21 protein-coding genes are annotated in these 18,823 nt (G+C 71.8%); 9 read left to right on the plus strand and 12 right to left on the minus strand.

What is annotated here, in order from left to right:
- Nucleotides 1-9: 9 nt before the first annotated feature.
- On the minus strand, nucleotides 10-498 hold the full coding sequence (locus tag AC1ROW_RS14450) for an FMN-binding protein (RefSeq protein ID WP_493019612.1): 489 nt from the start codon (nucleotides 496-498) through the stop codon (nucleotides 10-12).
- Between the two features lie 13 nt (nucleotides 499-511).
- Nucleotides 512-1,897: a ferredoxin reductase family protein gene (locus AC1ROW_RS14455; RefSeq protein ID WP_493019613.1), complete on the minus strand. Its 1,386-nt coding sequence runs from the start codon at nucleotides 1,895-1,897 to the stop codon at nucleotides 512-514.
- Nucleotides 1,898-2,037: 140 nt separating this feature from the next.
- Between AC1ROW_RS14455 and AC1ROW_RS14460 the strand changes: the two genes are divergently transcribed.
- On the plus strand, nucleotides 2,038-3,192 hold the full coding sequence (locus tag AC1ROW_RS14460) for a cation:proton antiporter (RefSeq protein ID WP_493019614.1): 1,155 nt from the start codon (nucleotides 2,038-2,040) through the stop codon (nucleotides 3,190-3,192).
- Here the strand turns inward: AC1ROW_RS14460 and AC1ROW_RS14465 are convergent.
- Both AC1ROW_RS14465 and AC1ROW_RS14470 read right to left on the minus strand, forming a co-directional pair.
- On the minus strand, nucleotides 3,176-3,442 hold the full coding sequence (locus AC1ROW_RS14465) for a metal-sensitive transcriptional regulator (protein ID WP_493019615.1): 267 nt from the start codon (nucleotides 3,440-3,442) through the stop codon (nucleotides 3,176-3,178). The genes AC1ROW_RS14460 and AC1ROW_RS14465 overlap by 17 nt on opposite strands.
- Before the next feature lie 2 nt (nucleotides 3,443-3,444).
- Complete coding sequence (locus AC1ROW_RS14470; protein WP_493019616.1) at nucleotides 3,445-3,621, minus strand: DUF8730 family Cys-rich protein; 177 nt, start codon at nucleotides 3,619-3,621, stop codon at nucleotides 3,445-3,447.
- A gap of 124 nt (nucleotides 3,622-3,745) precedes the next feature.
- Here AC1ROW_RS14470 and AC1ROW_RS14475 point away from each other — a divergent pair, with 124 nt between their 5' ends.
- The 5 genes from AC1ROW_RS14475 (at nucleotide 3,746) to AC1ROW_RS14495 (ending at nucleotide 7,957) form a co-directional block, all read left to right on the plus strand.
- On the plus strand, nucleotides 3,746-5,398 hold the full coding sequence (locus AC1ROW_RS14475; protein WP_493019617.1) for an FAD-dependent oxidoreductase: 1,653 nt from the start codon (nucleotides 3,746-3,748) through the stop codon (nucleotides 5,396-5,398).
- Nucleotides 5,399-5,514: 116 nt separating this feature from the next.
- Entirely contained in the window at nucleotides 5,515-5,868 is a 354-nt protein-coding gene (locus AC1ROW_RS14480) for a hypothetical protein (RefSeq protein ID WP_493019618.1), read from the plus strand.
- A 27-nt stretch (nucleotides 5,869-5,895) separates the two neighbouring features.
- Entirely contained in the window at nucleotides 5,896-6,477 is a 582-nt protein-coding gene (locus AC1ROW_RS14485; RefSeq protein ID WP_493019619.1) for a ferric reductase-like transmembrane domain-containing protein, read from the plus strand.
- Complete coding sequence (locus AC1ROW_RS14490) at nucleotides 6,474-7,718, plus strand: NADH-ubiquinone oxidoreductase-F iron-sulfur binding region domain-containing protein (protein ID WP_493019620.1); 1,245 nt, start codon at nucleotides 6,474-6,476, stop codon at nucleotides 7,716-7,718. The genes AC1ROW_RS14485 and AC1ROW_RS14490 overlap by 4 nt, the downstream gene beginning before the upstream one ends.
- The gene (locus AC1ROW_RS14495; protein WP_493019621.1) at nucleotides 7,715-7,957 is read left to right on the plus strand and encodes a ferredoxin; all 243 of its coding nucleotides are present in this window, start codon (nucleotides 7,715-7,717) and stop codon (nucleotides 7,955-7,957) included. Before AC1ROW_RS14490 ends, AC1ROW_RS14495 begins: the two co-directional genes overlap by 4 nt.
- Before the next feature lie 928 nt (nucleotides 7,958-8,885).
- Here the strand turns inward: AC1ROW_RS14495 and AC1ROW_RS14500 are convergent.
- From AC1ROW_RS14500 to AC1ROW_RS14515, 4 genes are all read right to left on the minus strand, one after another.
- Nucleotides 8,886-9,620: a cytochrome b N-terminal domain-containing protein gene (locus tag AC1ROW_RS14500; RefSeq protein ID WP_493019622.1), complete on the minus strand. Its 735-nt coding sequence runs from the start codon at nucleotides 9,618-9,620 to the stop codon at nucleotides 8,886-8,888.
- Nucleotides 9,617-9,766, minus strand: coding sequence for a hypothetical protein (locus tag AC1ROW_RS14505; protein WP_493019623.1), 150 nt, complete (start codon nucleotides 9,764-9,766; stop codon nucleotides 9,617-9,619). The genes AC1ROW_RS14500 and AC1ROW_RS14505 overlap by 4 nt, the downstream gene beginning before the upstream one ends.
- A 92-nt stretch (nucleotides 9,767-9,858) precedes the next feature.
- Nucleotides 9,859-11,523 (minus strand): SulP family inorganic anion transporter, encoded by a 1,665-nt coding sequence (locus AC1ROW_RS14510; protein ID WP_493019624.1) that lies wholly within the window; start codon nucleotides 11,521-11,523, stop codon nucleotides 9,859-9,861.
- 52 nt (nucleotides 11,524-11,575) lie between these two features.
- The gene (locus AC1ROW_RS14515) at nucleotides 11,576-11,878 is read right to left on the minus strand and encodes a DUF5652 family protein (protein ID WP_493019625.1); all 303 of its coding nucleotides are present in this window, start codon (nucleotides 11,876-11,878) and stop codon (nucleotides 11,576-11,578) included.
- Between the two features lie 82 nt (nucleotides 11,879-11,960).
- Between AC1ROW_RS14515 and AC1ROW_RS14520 the strand changes: the two genes are divergently transcribed.
- Nucleotides 11,961-12,887, plus strand: a complete 927-nt coding sequence (locus AC1ROW_RS14520; protein ID WP_493019626.1) for a universal stress protein — start codon at nucleotides 11,961-11,963, stop codon at nucleotides 12,885-12,887.
- Between the two features lie 55 nt (nucleotides 12,888-12,942).
- On the opposite strand, the gene AC1ROW_RS14525 is transcribed toward AC1ROW_RS14520, so the two are convergent.
- From AC1ROW_RS14525 to AC1ROW_RS14540, 4 genes are read right to left on the minus strand one after another with little or no spacing between them, the layout of a single operon-like run.
- A complete protein-coding gene (locus AC1ROW_RS14525; RefSeq protein WP_493019627.1) occupies nucleotides 12,943-14,613 on the minus strand; it encodes an ABC transporter permease in 1,671 nt (556 codons plus the stop codon).
- Nucleotides 14,610-15,530: an ABC transporter ATP-binding protein gene (locus AC1ROW_RS14530; RefSeq protein WP_493019628.1), complete on the minus strand. Its 921-nt coding sequence runs from the start codon at nucleotides 15,528-15,530 to the stop codon at nucleotides 14,610-14,612. The genes AC1ROW_RS14525 and AC1ROW_RS14530 overlap by 4 nt, the downstream gene beginning before the upstream one ends.
- A gap of 22 nt (nucleotides 15,531-15,552) precedes the next feature.
- Entirely contained in the window at nucleotides 15,553-16,704 is a 1,152-nt protein-coding gene (locus tag AC1ROW_RS14535) for a DUF8173 domain-containing protein (RefSeq protein WP_493019629.1), read from the minus strand.
- Between the two features lie 41 nt (nucleotides 16,705-16,745).
- Nucleotides 16,746-17,456, minus strand: coding sequence for a BON domain-containing protein (locus AC1ROW_RS14540; RefSeq protein WP_493019630.1), 711 nt, complete (start codon nucleotides 17,454-17,456; stop codon nucleotides 16,746-16,748).
- Between the two features lie 144 nt (nucleotides 17,457-17,600).
- Between AC1ROW_RS14540 and AC1ROW_RS14545 the strand changes: the two genes are divergently transcribed.
- Together AC1ROW_RS14545 and AC1ROW_RS14550 are read left to right on the plus strand one after the other, a co-directional pair.
- Nucleotides 17,601-18,032 (plus strand): Hsp20/alpha crystallin family protein, encoded by a 432-nt coding sequence (locus AC1ROW_RS14545; RefSeq protein WP_493019631.1) that lies wholly within the window; start codon nucleotides 17,601-17,603, stop codon nucleotides 18,030-18,032.
- A 14-nt stretch (nucleotides 18,033-18,046) separates the two neighbouring features.
- Complete coding sequence (locus AC1ROW_RS14550; RefSeq protein WP_493019632.1) at nucleotides 18,047-18,808, plus strand: SDR family NAD(P)-dependent oxidoreductase; 762 nt, start codon at nucleotides 18,047-18,049, stop codon at nucleotides 18,806-18,808.
- Nucleotides 18,809-18,823: the final 15 nt, after the last annotated feature.

Here is an 18,823-nt window from a genome sequence, read left to right on the forward strand (position 1 = left end):
GGTCGAACCTCATCGCTGGTCGATGGCCGACTGCAGCGACTGGATGTAGCCCTCCGAGGTGTAGGTGGCGCCCGAGATGGTGTCGATCTTCGCCGACTGGGAGGCCATCGCCTCCTGCTGCAGCATCGGGATGGCCTGCGAGTTGATCTCCTGGTCGCGGCCGCTCTCGGTCGGGTACTGGATGGCGTCGACGGCGGTGATCTTCGTGCCCTCGAACGTGACCTTCACCTGGACGGGGCCGTAACGGGTGTCGACGGCGTTGCCGGTGACCGTCTTCGTGGCGGCGGCCGGGGCGGGAGCGGCGGGGGCGGCCGAGGTCGCGGGCGCCGTGCCGGTGGCCGTCGGCGCGGGCGCGGGGGAGGGCGCGGTCGTGGCGTGCGCCGACGAGAGCGCGCTGGTCTGCTCGCCGACCCCGTAGAGCTTGAGGCCGACGGTGGCGCCCATCACCACGAGGATGATGGTGAAGAGGACGGTCCCGCGCCAGGACTTGTTGTTCATGATCGCCGTCCGTTCATGACATGCTCAGTTCTTCTCGGTGGATGAAACGCTTGGGCATCCGCAGCTCGCGCAGGGAGGACTCCACCTGCTCGGCCATGCCCTCCGGCCCGCAGATGAACGCCTCCCAATTGTGGAGGTCGGGGACGATGCGGGCCAGCGAGCCGGGGCCGAGCGGGTCGTAGCCGAGCTGCGCGCGGCGCCCGACCAGCGGGATGACCGTGACGCCCTCCATCGCCTGCAGCTCGCCGAGGAGCGCGAGCTGCTCCGGCGCGCTCACCCGGTAGAGGACGACCGGGCGGCCGCCGCGGTAGACGAGCTCCTCCGCGAGCGCCCGGATCGGCCCGATGCCCGCGCCGCCAGCGATGAGGAGCAGCTTGCCCCGGCTCGCGCGGTCCGCGGTGAAGTGCCCGAAGGGTCCCTCGGCGAACACCAGCGTCCCGGGCTTCAGCGCGGTCAGCCGGCTGGAGTGGTCACCGAGGGTGCCGACGGTGATGCGCAGCCGCCCGTTCGCCGGCACCGCCGACACCGAGTAGGGGTGCGCCGTGCCGAGGTGGCCCCAGGCGAAGAAGCGGAAGAGCAGGAAGTTGCCCGCGCGGACACCCAGCCTGCCGACGTTCGGCCCTTCGAGCCAGACGCTGTTGAGGCCGTGACCCTCCGGGACGACGGCGACGACGCGCATGCGGCCCTTCCAGGCGTCGATCGTCGGGAGGATGAAGCGCCAGGTCAGCACGGCCGACGCGGTCCCGAGGTAGAGGAGGATCCACAGCACGCGGTTCACCGGGTACCCGACGAAGTGGAGCCCGGCGCTGAGCTGGTGGAGGAACGTCAGGAAGATCGCCGCGTACGTGGTCAGGTGCAGCCAGTACCAGACCTCGTAGGACAGCTTCGTCCGGATGAGGCGCGCGCTGGACAGCCCGACCGCGAGGAACGCGATCGTGCCGACGAGCGCGGGGAGCATGTCCGGGTACGAGCGGTAGACGGTCCAGAACTCGTCCCACGGCGTGCTCTTGTCGATCACCTCGCTGCCGAGCACGATGAAGACCACGTGCGCGACGACGAGGAAGATCACCGATGCGCCGAGCGATCGGTGCCAGGAGACCAGCTTGTCGAGCCCGACCGCGTTCTCGAACCAGGGCACCCGGGCGATCAGCAGCACCTGGTAGCAGACCAGCAGTGCGCCGACCAGGCCGCTCAGCTCGCCGAGCGAGGTGATGGCGTTGGCCGGGGTGGAGGCGAAGTTCGGCGGGACGCTGAACCACCACATCCCGAGGACGGCGATGACACTGGCCACCAGCAGTATTCGCACCGTGCGCGAACCGCGCCGGTGCCGGCCCGCGGCGCCGCGGCGCACCCGGGGGCGGCGCGGGGGTGCCGTCGTCGCGGCCCGTGTGTCAACCATGTCCCCCACGATGCTGGACGAATCTTTGTGGTTTCTTACGTCGGCTGAGAACCGGCTAAGGATCGGCTATGGAGTGGGGCGGCACGCCGTCGCGGCGCCACGCACCCCGCCTACACCCGGGATGCGGCTACGGTTTCCGCATGAGCTTCGCCGTGCTCGCGCTCGTGGTGGCGGTCGGTCTGCTCGGCCCGCTGGCGGCCGCGCGGTCGATCTGGCGCGTGCCGGTCGTGGCCGGCGAGCTGCTCGGCGGGCTCGTGATCGGCGTCTCGGGGTTCCACCTGGTCGACCCGGCGAACGACGACTTCCAGCTCCTGGCCTCCATCGGGTTCGGGCTGACGATGGTCGTCGTCGGCTCGCACGTGCCGGTGCGCGACCCGGTCGTGCGAGCGGCGCTCGCCCGCGGCGCGCTCGGCGCGGGCCTGGTCGGCGTCGCCTCCGCGGTGATCGCTGCACTGCTCGCCGCTGTGGCGCACTCCGGCAACGGCCTCCTCTACGGGGTCCTGCTCGCGTCGTCGTCGGCGGCTCTCGTGCTGCCGATGCTCCAGTCCGTCAACGTGGACAAGCGGTCCGCGGCGCAGCTCGTCGCGCAGATCGCCGTCGCGGACGTGGTGTGCGTGGTCCTCCTCCCGCTGGTCGTCGTGCCGGGGAGGGCGCTGACCGCCGGGATCGGGGTGCTCGTCATCGCCGCGCTCGCCGTGGGGCTGTGGGTGGCCTTGACCCGCTGGGTCCGCTCCGACCGCCGCCGTGCGCTGCACGCCTACTCGGAGCGCCGGCGGTTCGCGCTGGAGCTGCGGCTCAGCCTGCTGGTGCTGTTCGCGTTCGCCGCGATCGCGCAGTTCGCGCAGCTGTCGATCATGATCGCGGGATTCGCGCTCGGGCTGGTGCTGTCGGCCGTCGGGGAGCCGCATCGGCTGGCGCGGCAGCTGTTCGGGATGACGGAGGGCTTCTTCGGCCCGCTGTTCTTCGTCTGGCTCGGCGCCTCCCTGGATCTGCGCGCGCTCGTGGCGCATCCGGGCATGATCCTTCTGGGCGCCGCCCTCGGTCTCGGAGCGGTGCTGGCTCACTTGGCCTCCCGGGGAGCCGGGCTGCCGTGGGCGCAGGCGGTCGCCTCCGCCGGTCAGCTCGGAGTGCCGGTCGCGGCTGTGACGCTCGGCCTGCAGACGCACACGCTGGCCGCAGGCGAGGGGGGCGCGATCCTGCTCGGGGCGCTGATCAGCCTGACGACCTCTGCGGTGTCGGTGGCGGCGGTGGCGCGGCGGGCGGGAGGGGCCGTGCCGGCTACGCCAGCGTCATGAAGAGCTTTTCGAGCTCTCCGACCGTCATCGGGTCGGTGGTGTCGTCCGGGTCGTTCAGGCACTTCTCCATCGCGGTGGCGATGATCTGGAAGCCGGCCTTGTCGAGCGCGCTGGAGACTGCGGCGAGCTGGATGACGACGTCGCGGCACTTCCCGCCGTTCTCGACGGCCGCGATCACCGCGTTCAACTGACCCTGCGCGCGGCGCAGGCGGTTCAGCACGGGTTTGATGTCGGCGGGGGTGGCGCTCATGGTCAGCTCCGTCCGAACAGGCGGCCGAGGAAACTTGCGCCGGTCGCGGTCGTGGGCTGCTCGGCGTGGCCGTCGCACCACTGCGCCGCCGGGACGTTGCGGCGCACGTCGGCGGCGTGCTGCCCGCAGCCGTTCCAGGTCGTCTTGCCGCAGGTGGAGCAGGTGACGGGATAACACATGGCGGGTCCTCTCTGTGGATTCGCTCTTGGGGGATTCGGGATACCCCCGCAGGTATAGTACGATACCGATGGGGGTATACGCAATCGGCTCCCAGGACACCCGGCACGGAAGAAGGACATCCCAGTGAGAACGATCATCGTCGGCGGCGTCGCCGGAGGCATGTCGGCGGCGACCCGGCTGCGCCGACTGGACGAGTCGCGCGACATCGTCGTCTTCGAGCGCGGCCCGTACGTCTCGTACGCCAACTGCGGCCTCCCGTACTACGTCGGGGGAGTCATCCGGGACCGGTCGTCGTTGCTGCTGCAGACCCCGCAGTCGCTGGCGTCCCGGTTCCGGCTGGACGTCCGCACCGGTCACGAAGTGCTCGGCGTCGACGCTGAACGTCGCACGGTCACGGTGCTCGACCTCGCGAGCGGCGAGACGGCGACCGAAGGCTACGACGAGCTGATCCTCGCGGTCGGCGCCTCCGCACGGGAGGCGGCGGGGCATCCCGGCATCCCCACGCACACCCTGCGCACGGTGGACGACGTCGACGCGATCGGCGCGCTGGTGGACGCGGCGGCCGACAATCCGTCCGCGCTGGTCGTCGGCGGCGGATTCATCGGCCTGGAGGCCGTCGAGAACCTGGTGCGGCGCGGCATCCACGTCACGCTCGTCCAGCGTGGCGCGCACCTGCTGAGCCCGCTCGACCCGGAGATGGTGGCGCCGCTGGAGGCCCAGCTGCGCAGCCACGGCGTGGATGTGCGCACCGGCCTCACGATCGACTCGGTGGAGGGCGGCCTCGTCGTCCTCGGCGACGGGAGTGCGCTGCGCCCCGACTTCATCGTCGACGCGTCCGGGGTCGTGCCGAGCGTGGACCTGGCGCGCACCGCCGGACTGGCGCTCGGTCCCACTGGCGGGATCGCGGTCGACGCGCGCAACCGAACCAGCGACCCGCACATCTACGCCGTCGGCGACGGGGTCGAGAAGGTCGACGCCCTCTTCGGAGAGCAGGTGCTGGTCACGATGGCCGGCCTGGCCAACCGGCACGGCCGCTCGGTCGCGGATGTGATAGCCGGCCACGACGAGCCCAACACACCCGCGCTCGGCACCGCGATCGCGACGGTGTTCGGCACGGTCGCCGCGAAGGTCGGCTGGAGCGAGCGACAGCTCGTCGCCGCCGGGCGCGAGCACCGCGTCATCCACACCCACCCGGCCTCACACGCGACGTACTACCCGGGCGCGCAGTCGATGTCGATGAAGCTGCTGGTCGACCCGGCGACGGACGCGATCCTCGGCGCCCAGGTGGTCGGCGGGGAGGGCGTGGACAAGCGGATCGACGTCCTCGCGGTCGCGATGGCCGGCGGCATCACCGCGTCCGGGCTCGCGCGCCTCGAGCTCGCATACGCTCCGCAGTTCGGCTCGGCGAAGGACCCCGTGAACCAACTCGGCTACGTGGCCGACAACCTCCGCACCGGCGCGACCCGTGCGATCCAGTGGCACGAGCTGGACGCGGCCCTCGCGGCCGACGCGACGCTGGTGGATGTCCGAACGGCGGGGGAGCACGCGGCCGGCGCCATCCCGGGGGCCGTCAACATCCCCGTCGACGACCTCCGCGACCGGATCGCCGAGCTGCCCGCCGGGCCCGTCGTCGTGCACTGCCAGGTGGGGCAGCGCGGACACACCGCCGCGCGCATCCTCGCCCAGCACGGGTTCGATGTCGTCAACCTCGACGGGGGCTACCGGACCTGGGCCGCGGGCGCGGCGACGCGGGAGCGGGCGGCCGTCGCAGCCTAGGGCAATGGATAGACGATCGTCAGGTTCTGCCCATGTGACGTAAGAATCCGTCAAGAATTCGCCGGGAGGGTGGAGGTATCGACTCACAAGTATCGACTCGGACGAAGGAGGGACGGATGGCGACCTGGACACGAGGCAAGCGGATCGTCGGTGTGCTCACCGGCGTGATCGGCCTGACGAGCGTGGGCGCAGCCGGCGCCGTCGGCGCCGCCCTGTTCGACACCACGCGCACCACGCACGCGGCTGCTGCCGCGCAGCCGGCGCGCACCCCGGCGGCGACGCCATCGGCGACGCCCACCCCGACCGCCCCGCCGACACCCACCGCGGCTCCTGCCGCGCCTGCCCCGACCGCGGCTCCGGCCCCGGCCCCGGCCGCGCCGGCTCCGGCGCCCGCGCCGCCCGCTCCCGCCCCGGCCCCGGTCCAGCCGAGCCAGGGCGGCTCCTCCAGCAGCACGTCGTCAGGCTCCTGATGCGAAGGCCGACGGAGGGGAGCGGCGATGAGTGAGCTGCTGTGGGCTTTCGGCCGGGCGTCCGGCCTCATCGCGCTGCTGCTGTTCACCCTGACCCTGGTGCTCGGCATCGTCACGCGCTCCGGGCGCCCGCTGCCCGGGCTGCCACGGTTCTCGGTGTCGCTGATCCACCGCAATGTGTCGCTGCTCGCGTGCGTCTTCCTCGTGCTCCACGTGGGGACGCTGATGTTCGACTCGTACGCCAAGCTCTCCCTGCTCGACATCGTGGTGCCGTTCGCCGGGTCGTTCAAGCCGTTCTGGCAGGGGCTCGGGACGGTCGCGTTCGACCTGGTTCTCGCGATCACCATCACCGGCCTGCTGCGCCGCCGGATCGGGCAGCGCGCCTTCCGGTTCGTGCACTGGTTCACCTACGCGATGTGGCCGATCGCCGTGCTGCACGGCATCGGCAACGGGACGAACGGCACCAGCGGCTGGTTCCTCCTGACCACCGCCGGGTGCACCCTCCTCGTGGTCGCGGCCGTGATCTGGCGGCTGTCGGCGCGGTTCGTGGAGCACTCGCACACGCGACGCCTCGCCACGGGCCTCGCCGGAAGGAGAGACGACGCATGACGATGACGATGGATCCGACCACGTCGGGAGGATCGATGCGCGCGGTGGACGCCGGACGGCTCTTCGCCGCCGGACACAGGGCGACGCTCGACGCGCACCTGCGCGCCTACGGCGAGCTGCCGAAGCGGAACCCCGACGCGATGCTCGCCGAGTTGGAGGCCTCCGGCCTGACCGGCCGCGGCGGCGCCGCCTTCCCGGTCTGGCGCAAGCTGTCCGCCGCCCTCGAGTCCGGCGGACGCCGTCGCGGCCGGGCCCCGATCCTCATCGCGAACGGCACCGAAGGCGAGCCGCTGTCCTCGAAGGACGCCGTGCTGCTGCGCAACGCGCCCCACCTCGTCATCGACGGCATGATCACCGCCGCCAAGACGATCGGCGCGCGGAACGTGCTCATCGTCGCCGAGGGCGATGCCCTCCGCGCGGTCGACCGCGCGATCGCCGAGCGGGCCGACGCGCGCGGCATCGAGGTTGTGGAGGGCGCGGGCGGCTTCGTCTCCGGCGAAGCCAGTGCGCTGGTCAATCTGATCGAGAACGACGACCCCCGCCCTGTCGACCGGACGAAGCGCCTGACGACGGCAGGCCTCCGCGGCCGGCCGACGGTCGTGCAGAATGTCGAGACCCTCGCGCACGTCGCGCTGATCGCGCGCCACGGAGCCCGCTGGTTCCGGTCGGTGGGCGATCCGGTCGACCCAGGGACGCGGCTGGTCACGGTCACCGGCGACGTGCCGAAGCAGGGTGTCTATGAGATCCGCACCGACGCCACCGTGCGTGAGACCCTGGCCGCACTCGGGCTCGACTTCGGGACGGTCTCCGCCGCGCTGATCGGCGGCTACCACGGCGCCTGGGTGCCCGCGAACGCGTTCGACCTCCCGCTGACCGCTCTCGACCTCGCCCCGTTCGACGCGTCGCCGGGAGCGGGGATCGTCCACGTGCTCGGCGACCACCGCTGCGGGCTCGACGTCACCGCGGGGATCGTGAAATACCTCGCCGGGCAGTCGGCTCGTCAGTGCGGCCCGTGCATGTTCGGCCTCCCGACGATGGCCGACCGCTTCGCCGCCGTCGCCTCCGGGCAGGCCGTCGCCGAGAACGCCGCGGACCTCGCCCGGCTCACCGGTCTCGTCGTCGGCCGCGGCTCCTGCCACCACCCCGACGGGACCGCCCGCCTGGTGCGGAGCGCGCTCACGGTCTTCGACCACGACGTGCGCTCGCACGCCCGCGGCCGCTGTGTGCGGAGAGCGCGATGACCTCGTACGCCCTCCACATCGACTGGACCAAATGCGACGGACGCGGCCTCTGCGCGGAGATCCTCGACCGTGCGCTGACGCGGGACGACTGGGGTTATCCCGTCTCGCTGCGCGACGAGGCCACTCCCTCTGGCATGTCACGGCGGTCCGACGTGCCGCTCCGCGCCGACGAGCTCGATGCGGCGGACGACGCCGTTGCGCTCTGCCCGGTGCTCGCGCTGACGCGAGTCGCCCTGTAGTAGTCCCGCCAGATGACCCGGTGCAGCGGGATCCAGCGCGGGATCGTGCGCAGGCCAGGGATGAACGGCAGCAGGGCGAGCAGCAGCGTCAGCGCGCCCATGATGAGCACGATGACAAGGTCGGCGTTGGCGAGCGACGCGAACGGCTGGACCTGATAGAAGAGCGAGAACAGCCACAACCAGGCCTGGCCCGGCGTGTTGCCGGTCTCGTTCATCATCCCCCACTGGTCCCCGGTGAGGTGCTGCGCCGATGCGAGGTTCTGGAAGTACTGGCCGTCGCCGAGGAAGAGGATCGCCGGCGTGTGGTTGAGCGGGTAGAAACCTCCCTGGCTCGAGAGCGCGCCGTCGAGTGCGCCGCTGCGCGCCATCCCGCCGAGCGACGAGATGATCGCGGGCACCGGGCCGTACTCCGGCAACGGCTTCGGTAGGGCCGTCCCCTTGTCGGCGGCCAGGGCCTTCTCGTAGGCGGCCGTCCACTTCGCCTGTTGCGCGGGCGTCGCGCTCGTCCAGCGGGCGACGGCGGCCGGCACGGTCGGCAGCGTCCGCAGCGGGCCGATCACGAAGGCCTTCGCGGTGTCGATCGGGAGCCGCACGCCGGACAGGCTCTGCAGGTCGAGGGGCCCGATGGTCTGCGTCGCACCCTGCGTGTCGTTGTACGGCGGCCCGTACTGGGCGGTGTCGCTCGTCCCGCCGAGCTCGGCCGTGGCGGTCGACGCGAAGTCGACAGGGTCGGCCGCCGACCAGGAGGCGAAGGTGACGCCCGGTTCGTCCGGCGACCCGAACACGGCGGCGAGCCCGAGCGTCACGGCTCCGACGACGACGAAGCCGATCGTGACCTCCTTGAGCAGGTCGTAGTCGCGGACGCGTCCGCGCCACGGCCGGCCGGCGACGTCGTCGTGGCGCCGCCAGGTCATGCTGGGTGTGCGCTTCATCGCGGCCCCTCCGATTCGTTGGAGGTCGACTCGTTGAACGTCGACTCGTTGTAGGCGTGCACGACCTGATCGTCGTTCTCGGTCGCGTCGATCGGCGGCACGACCCCGTGCGTGCGCACCAGGAGGACGTGCAGCACGACGATCGCGCCGACGCCGATCGGCAGCAGCACGATGTGCCAGGTGAACATCTGCCCGAGGTCGGCGACATTGAACCAGGCGCCGATCCCGACGGCGTTGAGGGCGTCCTTGCCCTCGAAGGCGATCCACTGCGAGTCGAAGTTCGTCTGCAGCAGGTAGCCGGTGAACGCCGCCGCGATCGAAACGGCGAAGGCGATCACGCCCGTTATCCAGGTGAGCACCCGGCCGCCGCGCCACGCGGCCATCCAGTACTTCCCCCACAGGTGCACGACCATCAGCAGGAAGAACAGCTCGACGCTCCAGAGGTGCACGCTGTTCGTGAAGTGCCCGAGGCTGGAGACGTGGTACCAGGCCGGGCCGTTCAGGCTGAGCACGAGGCCGGACAGGATGACCACGGCGAACGCGGCGAGCGACGCCATCCCGAACACGTAGATCCAGGAGGAGACGTAGCTCGGCTGGTCCTGCGGCAGAAGCTTCTGCGGAGGCAGGCGCTTCAGGAGCCAGCGGCGGACGCGGCCGGTCCAGGTATAGACCTCCTCGTCCGTCTCCTGCGTGCCGCTCGGCGGGCCGCTCGCCGCGTGCGTCCCGCTCATCGCCGGCGCCTCGCCTTCGGGAACGGCAGCAGCAGAGCCAGCGCGAACAGCACGAGCATGACCACGATGACGATGAGATTGCCGAGCTGGATGGTGAACGAACCCCAGCCGACGTAGATGCCCGGCGCGCTTGCGACGATGTCCACGGTGCCTCCTTCGGTCGGGACCAGCCTGATCCTCGTGCGGATCGGCGGGCGGGCCGAAGGTCCCGCGGCCCGATCGCGGCGCCACAGGCCGCTCAGGGGGCGAGCGCGTCGATGGCCGCCTGATTCGTCCCGTACAACGTGCGGTCCCCGATCAGGCCGAAGTGGTCCAGCCGCAATTCCAGGTCGGGGCGCACGCGCGAATAGTGCAGCAGGATCCCGCGCTCGCTCAGCCAGTCCTGGACGGCGTGAAACCGCTCCGCAGCCGTGACGTCGATGTCGGTCACCGCTTCGAGGTCGAGCACGATGTGCTCGAGAGGGTCGGGGCCGGCCTCGGCGACGGCCGTTCTCACCGCCTCCTCGAAGACCCCGGCGTTGGCGAAGAACAACGGCGCCGCGAAGCGCAGCACGATCAGCCCGGGCGCGGTCTGGGTGACCTCCCCCTCCACCGGCAGGAGCGAGTGCTCGGGGGAGTCCGTCGTGCTCAGCACGTCGATCGCCGGATTCGCCGCCCGCCGGGCGAGGTTGATGAGGGCGAGGACGACCGCGATCACGATTCCCGCGACCGGCCCGACCAGCAAAGCGGCGAGGAAGCAGGCGACCGCGATCGCGAGTTCGAACCGGGACAGCCGCCACAGCGAGACGAACTCCCGGACGTCCAGTAGCGGCAGCACGGCGACCGCGACGATGGCGCCGATCACCGGCGATGGGATGTGTTCGAGCAGGGCCGTGCCGAAGACGACCAGCAGCAGCGTCCCCGCCGCCGTCACCAGCGCCGGGAGCTGGCTGCGCGAGCCGGCGTGGTCCATCGCGGCGGTGCGGGACGTCGACGACCCGATCGTGAAGCCGCCCGTGAGGCCGGAGGCGATGTTCGCCGCGCCGAACGCCAGCAGGTCCCGGTCAGGGTTGACCCGGTAGCCGCGGCGCTCGCCGAAGGCGCGCGAGACGAGCAGTCCTTCGCTCATCGCGACCATCGTCAGCGACAGTCCGGACGGCACGAGCGCGAGCCACTGCGACCAGCCGACGTCGGGCCAGGCGAAGGTCGGGGCGCCGCGCTCGACCGGGCCCAGGGTACGGACGCCCAGACTCTCCAACCCGGTGAAGGCCACCAGCGACGTGGAGGCCACCAGCACGATCAGCGCCCAGGGGACGAGCGGCGCGAACCTCCGGCCGAGAGCGAGTACGGCCAGCGATCCGGCCGAGATGGCGATCGCCCAGCCGTTGGCGTCGCCCAGCCCGGTGACGAGCTCGGACGTACGGGTGAGGAAGCCTGCGCTGCTGGTGATCCGCACCCCGAGCATCGTCGCGATCTCGCTGACGAGGATGTCCAGAGCGAGCCCGCTCACGAAGCCGATGAGGATCGGTTTGGAGAGGAAGTCCGCGAGGAAGCCCAGGTTGAAGACGGCGCAGAGGACGAAGACGACGCCGCCGATGATGGCCTGGGCGAAGGCCAGCGCGAGGTAGTCCTTCGAGCCTGCGACCGCCATCCCGCCGAGCGACGACGCGACCAGAGCCGAGGCGGCCGCGTCGGGCGACGCCACGAGCTGACGCGAAGACACGATGAGGGCGTACACGACGGCCGGGACGATCAGCGCGTACAGCCCGGTGGCCGGCGGCAGCCCTGCGATCTGGGCGTAGCCGAGATTCACCGGAACGGAGATCGCGAGCAGTGTCACGCCGGCCAGCAACTCGCGGGGGAGCGTGCGGACGGTCAGACCGGCGAGAACGCGCCCTCGAAGGAGGTGCGAAATCGACAGCATGGCTCAGCCGGCTTCGCCGTGACCACAACTGCTCAGGTCTCGCGACGGACGCTCAGGTCTCCTGCGTGTGGCCCTCCTGCTCTGGCTCGCCGGTCACTTCCAGGATCGCGAGCTCCTCGAGCTCCTCCCTGCCGTGCCGGCGGTCCACGCCGAACAGGTAGACCGCGTCGAGGATGCCGAGCGTGTTGGTGAGCAGCAGGGTGACGAACCACGGCTTGCTGCCATTGCGGGCGGCGCGCCAGAGCGACGCGCCCTTCCAGGCGAGACTCCAGGCGACGACCGCGACGACGAGGACGCGGCCTGCGGGCGGCACATCGTGCATCCCCATCCGGGACGCTTCGTAGTGGTTTCTCATGGGGCCATCAGACCGCGTGCGCCTGCGGCGCGGCAAGGGTCGAAGGTCCTGGCCGGCGGCGGGCAGGCGGGGCAGGCTCGACGTGAGGCAGACCCGAGGGGGAGTGGTGACGATGGTGATCGACGGGCGCACGGTGGTGGGGTTCGACGGCTCGCCCTCGGCGTGGCGGGCGCTCGACTGGGCGACCGGCCGGGTCGCCGCGCGTGGCGGTGTTCTGGAGGTCGTGCACGCGATCGACACGCGCTTGGGCGGCGCGGTCTTCGGTCCGCGGTTCGACCTGGAGACCACCGTCGAGACCGGGCTCCAGCAGGCGCGGAACCATGTTCGTGCGCTCGCCCCTGGCATCGCCGTGGAGGTCCGCTGGGTGGAGGGGCCGCCCGCGAGCGCGCTCCTCCGCGAGGCCGCGGGCTCGGCCCTGCTGGTCGTCGGGACCGACAAGGGGCCGCTGCAGCGCGGAGCGCGGATCGGCACCCTGCCGCTGAAGCTCGCGGCGAAGGCCGACTGCGTCGTGGCCGTCATCCCCGCCTCACCCCGGCCCGAACGGAACGTGGTGGTGGTCGGCGTCGACCGCTCCGCGTTCGCGCGCTCCGCGCTCGCGCTCGCCGTGACCGAGGCGAGTTGGTCCGACGCGCAGGTCGAGGCGGTGCACGCGTGGGACGTTCCGGAGGCCCTGCACGCCGCCCTCGACTCCGGCGAGCACGCCGACCCCGCGTTCCTGAAGCGCGAGCAGGCCGTGATCCCGGGGGCGGTGGCCGACGTCCCGATCGCGCGGACGGCGCCGATCACGGACATCGTGGTGCGCCGGAATCCGGCGGAAGCGCTCATCGAGCGCGGCGCGGGCGCTGTGGCGATCGTCGTCGGCACGCGCGGCCGAGGCCGCTTCGCCTCCGCGCTGCTCGGCTCGGTCAGCCACGACGTGCTGCTGAACCTCCCGTGCCCGGTGCTGGTCACGCCGAAGGAGTTCTCCTTCGTCGTGCCGGACGGGCCGGACGACCCAATCGAGTGGTGACACGGCGAGTGGTGACACGGCGAGTGGTGACACGGCGAGTGGTGACGCGCGCCCGCTACGCGTCCACCGCCAGATCCCGGCGGCTGAAGGCGATCAGGCCGACCGTCCACAGCACGACCGCGACGGCCGCCAGGATCGCCAGTGGGAGCCCGTCGAAGTCCGCGCCGGGCAGCCGCGGTGTCGCCGTCAGCGGGGTGTGGTCGACCAGCCAGGACGGCAGGCCGAACAGCGTCCCGGCGAAGCTGAGGAGCGCGATCGCGCTCAGGTAGCTCCACGACAGCACGGCGGCGAGCCGTGGCAGCACGCCGAACAGGAGCACAGGGACACCCGCGCTCACCAGCACGGCCGGCCCGTAGGCCAGTGATGCGCCGGTCAGCGTCCACGCCTGCGAGAAGTCGGACCGCGACGTCCCGTACGCCGCGCCCATGACGAAGCCGCTCACGGCGAGGAGAACGGCGGAGCCGAGCGCCGCGACGAGCAGCCGGGAGGCCGCCCAGCGCAGCCGGGAGATGCCGCCGGCCAGTTGCGGCTCCGCGAAGCCGGCCGCCTCCTCGCTCCGCGCCTGCAGCGCCGTCTGCACGCCGAACGCGCTGGCGATGATCGCGTTCAGCATCACCAGCCAGCCCAGGATCGCGTCGACGAAGGTGGAGGTGTGGCCGCCGATGTAGGCCGCGAACAGCGGGTTGGAGCCCAGCAGGTTCGCGATGGCGGTGGCCACCGACCCGTACAGGATCGCCATGACGATCGCGCCCGCGAACCATCCGATGAGTGCCCCGCGCTGCTGGCGCACGGCGAGCCCGAACGGCGACGTGAGGAAGCCTCCTGCTCGTGGTGCACCCGCGCGGTCGGCCAGGACGCCGGCGCCGAGGTCCCTGCGGCCCTCCAGGCGCAGCGCGATCGCGCAGAGCAGCGCGGCCCCGCCGACGAGCAGCACCGCCGGCCACCAGCGGTTCTCGCCGTACGGCCGCATGCCCTGGCCCCAGCCGAGCGGGGAGAGCCAGGAGACCCAGGAGGGCGAGGTCCCCGTGCCGTTGAGGTCGCCGACGGCCCGGATCACGAACAGGGCGCCCAGGACGGCCGTGCTCCATCCGTTGGCGCCGCGGCCGGTGGAGGCCAGCTGGCCGAAGAGCGCGGAGACGCCGAGGAAGAACAGCCCGACCGCGGCGAGCGAGCCTCCGAGCACCAGGCTGCCGGCGGCGGGCAGCGTCAGCGCCGCGGCGGTCACCGTGATCGCGGCTCCGACGGCGACGTCGAACGCGCCGACCACCAGGTAGTTCGCGACCGTGTAGGCGTGCAGGCCGAGGGAGTCGGCGCGCAGCAGCTCCGCCCGTCCGGCCTCCTCGTCGGCGCGGCCGTTGCGGGTGATCAGGAAGACCGTGGCCAGCGCGAGGCTGAGCGCGATCGTCATCCAGATCTTGAGGACCAGGATGCCGCCGAGCGTGTTCGCAGCGTACGGCGTGCCGGTCAGCGCGGCGACCGACGGTGTGTCCGCGATGCGCGCGTACGCCTCGCGCGAGGCCTGGGTCGGGAACGCCGACCGCTGCGACTCGTAGACCAGCGGGATCATGCCGACGAGCACGATCGCCCAGACCAGCAGCCGCAACCAGTTGCGCGCGACGACGAACCGCAGCATGTGCGGGAGGCCGTGCAGGTCGGCCCGGGGCGCCGGCCGGGTGAGGGGGGCCGTCGGTCGTCCGAGCGACGCGGCCGTGGCGGAGGCGTTCATGAGACCGGGGTGCCGAGGGCGGACAGTTCGGTGCCGTAGTGCCGGAGGAAGATCTCCTCCAGCGACGGCGGCGTGCAGACGAGCGCGCGCGGCCGCAGCGGGGAGAGCGCGGCCAGCACGTCACCGAGGTCCTCGTCGGCGACCGTGAACGTGGCTCGCGGCCCGTCCAGCGCGAGATCGTGGACGCCAGGGATCCGGGACAGCGCGCCGCCCGCATCGTCCAGGACCACCGAGACGCTGGTGCGGTTCAGGTGGCGGAGCTCCGCGAGGGTCCCTGCTTCGACGGTGCGACCTTTCCGGATGATCGTCACGGTGTCGCACAGCCGCTCCACCTCCGCGAAGATGTGGCTCGACAGCAGCACCGAGCCGCCGTCGGCCTGCACCTGGCGGACGCAGGTCCGGAATTCGGCGTCCATGATCGGGTCCAGCCCCGCCGTCGGCTCGTCCAGGAGCAGCAACTCCGCGTCCGACGCCAGGGCCGCGATCAGCGCCACCTTCTGGCGGTTGCCCTTCGAGTAGGCGCGGGCCTTCTTGGACGGGTCGAGGTCGAAGCGCTGCACGAGCTCGTCCCGGCGCGCCGGCCGGACTCCGCCTCGCAGCCGGCTCAGGATGTCGATGATCTGGCCGCCGGTGAGGTTGGGCCAGAGATTCACGTCGCCGGGGACGTAGGCGATCCGGCGGTGCAGGTCCACAGCGTCGGTCCAGGGGTCCGCGCCGAGGACGCGCAGCGTGGTGGCCTCGGCCCGCAGCAGCCCGAGCAGCACGCGCAGCGTGGTGGTCTTGCCGGAGCCGTTCGGGCCGAGGAAGCCGGCGATCTGCCCGGCTTCGACGGTGAGGTTCAGCCCATCGAGCGCTATCGTGCGCCCGAAGGACTTGCGGAGGTCGCGGACTTCGACGGCCGCGCCGGTGGTCGACATGAGGCTCCTTCTCCCGCGCCCGCTACGGCCGCGGCGGCTCGCTCGCCACGGCCGGCTGCGCCTCCTGCGGGGCCGCCATCGCCGGTGGGGCGACAGGGGCTGTGGGGACGCCGACCCGCCAGGGCCGCTGCCGGTACAGCTCCAGCAGCTCGGCGCCGAGCCCGAAGAAGACCATCGCCAGCCACACCAGGATGTTGAGCACCGGGATCTGCAGTCCGAAGATCAGGATCAGGCCGCCGACGAACGACTGCAGGACCGGGTGCGGGGACGTGCGCAGCACCAGCCGCCCGAGGTAGTGCGCGGCGACCAGGAAGGTGGCGAGTGTCAGCACGATCCAGATCAGCAGTCCGGCGAGCGCGAGCGGCGCGCCCACGATGGTGACGAGCAGGAACAGCAGCCCGATCGGCACGACGATCGCGGCGACGAAGCCCACGAGGAGCGCACGCCAGGGGGACGGCAGCAGCCGGTCGGTGACGCGCACCAGCAGGCGGGGGACGAGCAGCCCCGCGGCGACGGTGAGCAGGCTGAGGGCGACCAGGGCGTAGACCAGCCCTAGGAACCAGCCGAGCACCGCAGCCCACGGGGAGATCTGGGGCGTGGAGGGCTGCTGGGTCTGGACGTGCTCCACGCTGCCGGCGACCGCGCCGTCCGCGATGTGCGCTGTGGCGGTGCTGGCGTAGGTCACGTCGCCGCCGACGGTCCCGTCGATCCGGAGGTCGGTGACGCTGACCAGCAGGTCCCTGCCGACGTCCCCCGCGACGCGGATCGAGGTCGCGGTCGCGACGATGTCGTTCTGGACGGACCCCCGGGCGTCGACCAGGAGGTTCGAGGCGAAGATCGTGCCGCTGCGCGCGACGTGGCCGGTGATCGTGACGTCCTGCCCGGCGAGCCGGACGTTGCCGTCGACGCGGCCGCTGATCGTGATGGTCTGCGCCGCGGCGATGACGTCGCCGGTGACGTCGCCGCTGACGGTGACGCTCTGCCCGGCGGCGTACACGTCCCCGTTCACCGGCCCGGACACGTCAACGGCGACGCCGCTGTAGAAGTGCGGCCCGGCGCCGCCCGAAGGCTGCGCCGGGGACGCGGCCGAGCCTGCGCCGAGCGTCAGCGCGAGGAAGCCGGCCAGCGCGGCAGCGCCGGCGAGCCGGAGAAAGTGCGTGGTTCGCGTGTTCATGTCGAAGACCCCCCTCAGAGCGGGACAGTGTGTGCCCGCTGTCAGACCTCCCGCGGCTCCACCCGCAGCCGGTCGTGCACCTGGCGCACGTGCGGCGACGACCACGCTGTCCGGAGCGCCTGCTGGTGCTCGGTCCAGGAGCCGACGGAGCCGGTCAGCGTGATCTCGTCGCCGTCGACGCTGACGGCGATGCGGCCGGCGTCGAGGATCGCGTTGCGCACCAGCGCGTTGCGGATCTCCTCTGCGACGTCGTCGGCCTGCGGCCTGCGGGTGAGCTCGATGCGGCTCTCGACCGCGTGGACGCCGTGCAGTCGTTCGACGGCGCGCTTGGCGGCCACCCGCTGCGAATCCCATTCGACCTCGCCGGTCAGGACCACGCGGTGGCCCTGCACGTCGGCGTGGATGCCCTCGTGCGGCACTCCCGCGGTCCAGGCGAGGATCCCGTCGACCGCCGCGGCGAGCGTGCGCCCCTGCGGGTCGTCGCCCGGCTCGGGCAGCCGCAGCTCGTCGGCGACCGTGCGGACTCCGGCGACACGCTGGGCGGCCTCCACCACCGCGATGCGTTCGTGGAGGGTGGCGACCTGCCCGGTGAGCGTCACGACGCCGCCGTCGACGGCCACCCCGATGGCGGGTGCGGTCACATCCGGCGTCCAGGCGAGCTCCGACTCGACGGCGCGGCGGATCGTCAGGTCGCTGAAGGTGCGGGCGGGCGTGCTCGACGTCGCGGATTCGGGTGCGCTGCTGATGCTCATGGACCCAGCGTCCGCGCCCGGGCGGTCGCGCGGATGAGTCGAAGGTCCTGCCGGTCGCGCGGGACCTTCGGCCCACCGCCGCGCCGCCGCGCCGGCATACGGTGTCGCCGTAAACTACGGACACCGACGAGAGAGGACACCGTCATGGCACGCAATCTGGTCCGTTTCGACCCGTTCGCCGAGCTGAGCCGGATGGAGCGGGACTTCTTCGAGGACGGGATGCTCGGGACGCGGCGCACGATGCTGCCGACCACCGACATCTACACGAAGGACGACAAGGAGATGGTGGTCGAGGTCCACCTCCCGGACTTCGACGACGGCGACGTCTCCGTCGACATCGACGAGGGCGCGCTCGTGATCCAGGCCGAGAAGCACGAGAAGGAGGAGGACAAAGACAAGAAGTACGTCATCCGGGAGTCCAGCCAGAGCTTCTACCGGCGCATCATGCTCCCGCAGCAGACCGACCAGTCGAAGATCGCCGCGACCTTCGAGAAGGGCGTGCTGAAGATCGACGTGCCGTTCGCGCCGTTGCCGGCGCCGACGAAGGTCCCGATCACCGCCGGGTCCAAAGCCTGACAGGCGGGCGCGAGATGTCGACGCACATCGTGGAGGGCCGGTTCGCCGACGCCCGCGTCATCGTGACCGGCGCGGGCTCCGGCATCGGCCGGGCCACCGCGGTCCGCCTGCTGGCCGAGGGCGCGACCGTCGTCGCCACGGACATCAGCGAGCCGCGGCTGGCGGCGCTCGCCGAGGAGTTCGGCTCGGACCGCCTCCTGACCTTCACCGGCGACGTGAGCGACGAGGACGTCGTGGCGGATGTGATGCAGGTCGCGGACGGCCGGGTCACCTCGCTGGCGAACGTCGCGGGGATCATGGACGACTTCCTCCCGCCTGCCGAGGTGGAGGACGCCGTCTGGGACCGGGTGCTGAGGGTGAACCTGACCGCGGTGATGCGTCTCACCCGTGCCGTGCTGCCCGGGATGCTGGAGCGCGGCGCGGGGACCATCGTCAACGTCTCCTCCGAGGCGGCGCTCCGCGGATCGGCGGCCGGCGCCGCCTACACCGCGTCCAAGCACGCCGTGAACGGACTGACCCGGAGCACGGCGTTCTTCTACGGGCCGAAGGGGATCCGCTGCAACGCGGTCGCTCCCGGCGCGACGTTGACGAACATCCAGGCGGAGTTCCGCTCGGCGTTCGCTGGCGAGCGGATGGCGCCGTACATGCAGACCAACGTGCCGCAGCCGGCGACGGCGGAGGCGCTGGCGGCGGCGATCACCTGGCTGCTCAGCGACGACTCGTCGAACGTCAACGGCGCCGTCCTCCCGTCCGACGCGGGCTGGTCGGTGATCTGAGACCCGGGCAAGAAG

It is taken from the genome of Leifsonia sp. GW821-FHT13C09 (genome assembly GCF_058806435.1).

Coding starts and splice junctions, on each gene's coding strand:
- AC1ROW_RS14450 (WP_493019612.1), bottom strand. CDS start 498: ATGAACAACAAGTCCTGGCGCGGGACCGTCCTCTTCACCATCATCCTC.
- AC1ROW_RS14455 (WP_493019613.1), bottom strand. CDS start 1,897: ATGGTTGACACACGGGCCGCGACGACGGCACCCCCGCGCCGCCCCCGG.
- AC1ROW_RS14460 (WP_493019614.1), top strand. CDS start 2,038: ATGAGCTTCGCCGTGCTCGCGCTCGTGGTGGCGGTCGGTCTGCTCGGC.
- AC1ROW_RS14465 (WP_493019615.1), bottom strand. CDS start 3,442: ATGAGCGCCACCCCCGCCGACATCAAACCCGTGCTGAACCGCCTGCGC.
- AC1ROW_RS14470 (WP_493019616.1), bottom strand. CDS start 3,621: ATGTGTTATCCCGTCACCTGCTCCACCTGCGGCAAGACGACCTGGAAC.
- AC1ROW_RS14480 (WP_493019618.1), top strand. CDS start 5,515: ATGGCGACCTGGACACGAGGCAAGCGGATCGTCGGTGTGCTCACCGGC.
- AC1ROW_RS14485 (WP_493019619.1), top strand. CDS start 5,896: ATGAGTGAGCTGCTGTGGGCTTTCGGCCGGGCGTCCGGCCTCATCGCG.
- AC1ROW_RS14490 (WP_493019620.1), top strand. CDS start 6,474: ATGACGATGACGATGGATCCGACCACGTCGGGAGGATCGATGCGCGCG.
- AC1ROW_RS14495 (WP_493019621.1), top strand. CDS start 7,715: ATGACCTCGTACGCCCTCCACATCGACTGGACCAAATGCGACGGACGC.
- AC1ROW_RS14500 (WP_493019622.1), bottom strand. CDS start 9,620: ATGAGCGGGACGCACGCGGCGAGCGGCCCGCCGAGCGGCACGCAGGAG.
- AC1ROW_RS14510 (WP_493019624.1), bottom strand. CDS start 11,523: ATGCTGTCGATTTCGCACCTCCTTCGAGGGCGCGTTCTCGCCGGTCTG.
- AC1ROW_RS14515 (WP_493019625.1), bottom strand. CDS start 11,878: ATGAGAAACCACTACGAAGCGTCCCGGATGGGGATGCACGATGTGCCG.
- AC1ROW_RS14525 (WP_493019627.1), bottom strand. CDS start 14,613: ATGAACGCCTCCGCCACGGCCGCGTCGCTCGGACGACCGACGGCCCCC.
- AC1ROW_RS14530 (WP_493019628.1), bottom strand. CDS start 15,530: ATGTCGACCACCGGCGCGGCCGTCGAAGTCCGCGACCTCCGCAAGTCC.
- AC1ROW_RS14535 (WP_493019629.1), bottom strand. CDS start 16,704: ATGAACACGCGAACCACGCACTTTCTCCGGCTCGCCGGCGCTGCCGCG.
- AC1ROW_RS14540 (WP_493019630.1), bottom strand. CDS start 17,456: ATGAGCATCAGCAGCGCACCCGAATCCGCGACGTCGAGCACGCCCGCC.
- AC1ROW_RS14545 (WP_493019631.1), top strand. CDS start 17,601: ATGGCACGCAATCTGGTCCGTTTCGACCCGTTCGCCGAGCTGAGCCGG.
- AC1ROW_RS14550 (WP_493019632.1), top strand. CDS start 18,047: ATGTCGACGCACATCGTGGAGGGCCGGTTCGCCGACGCCCGCGTCATC.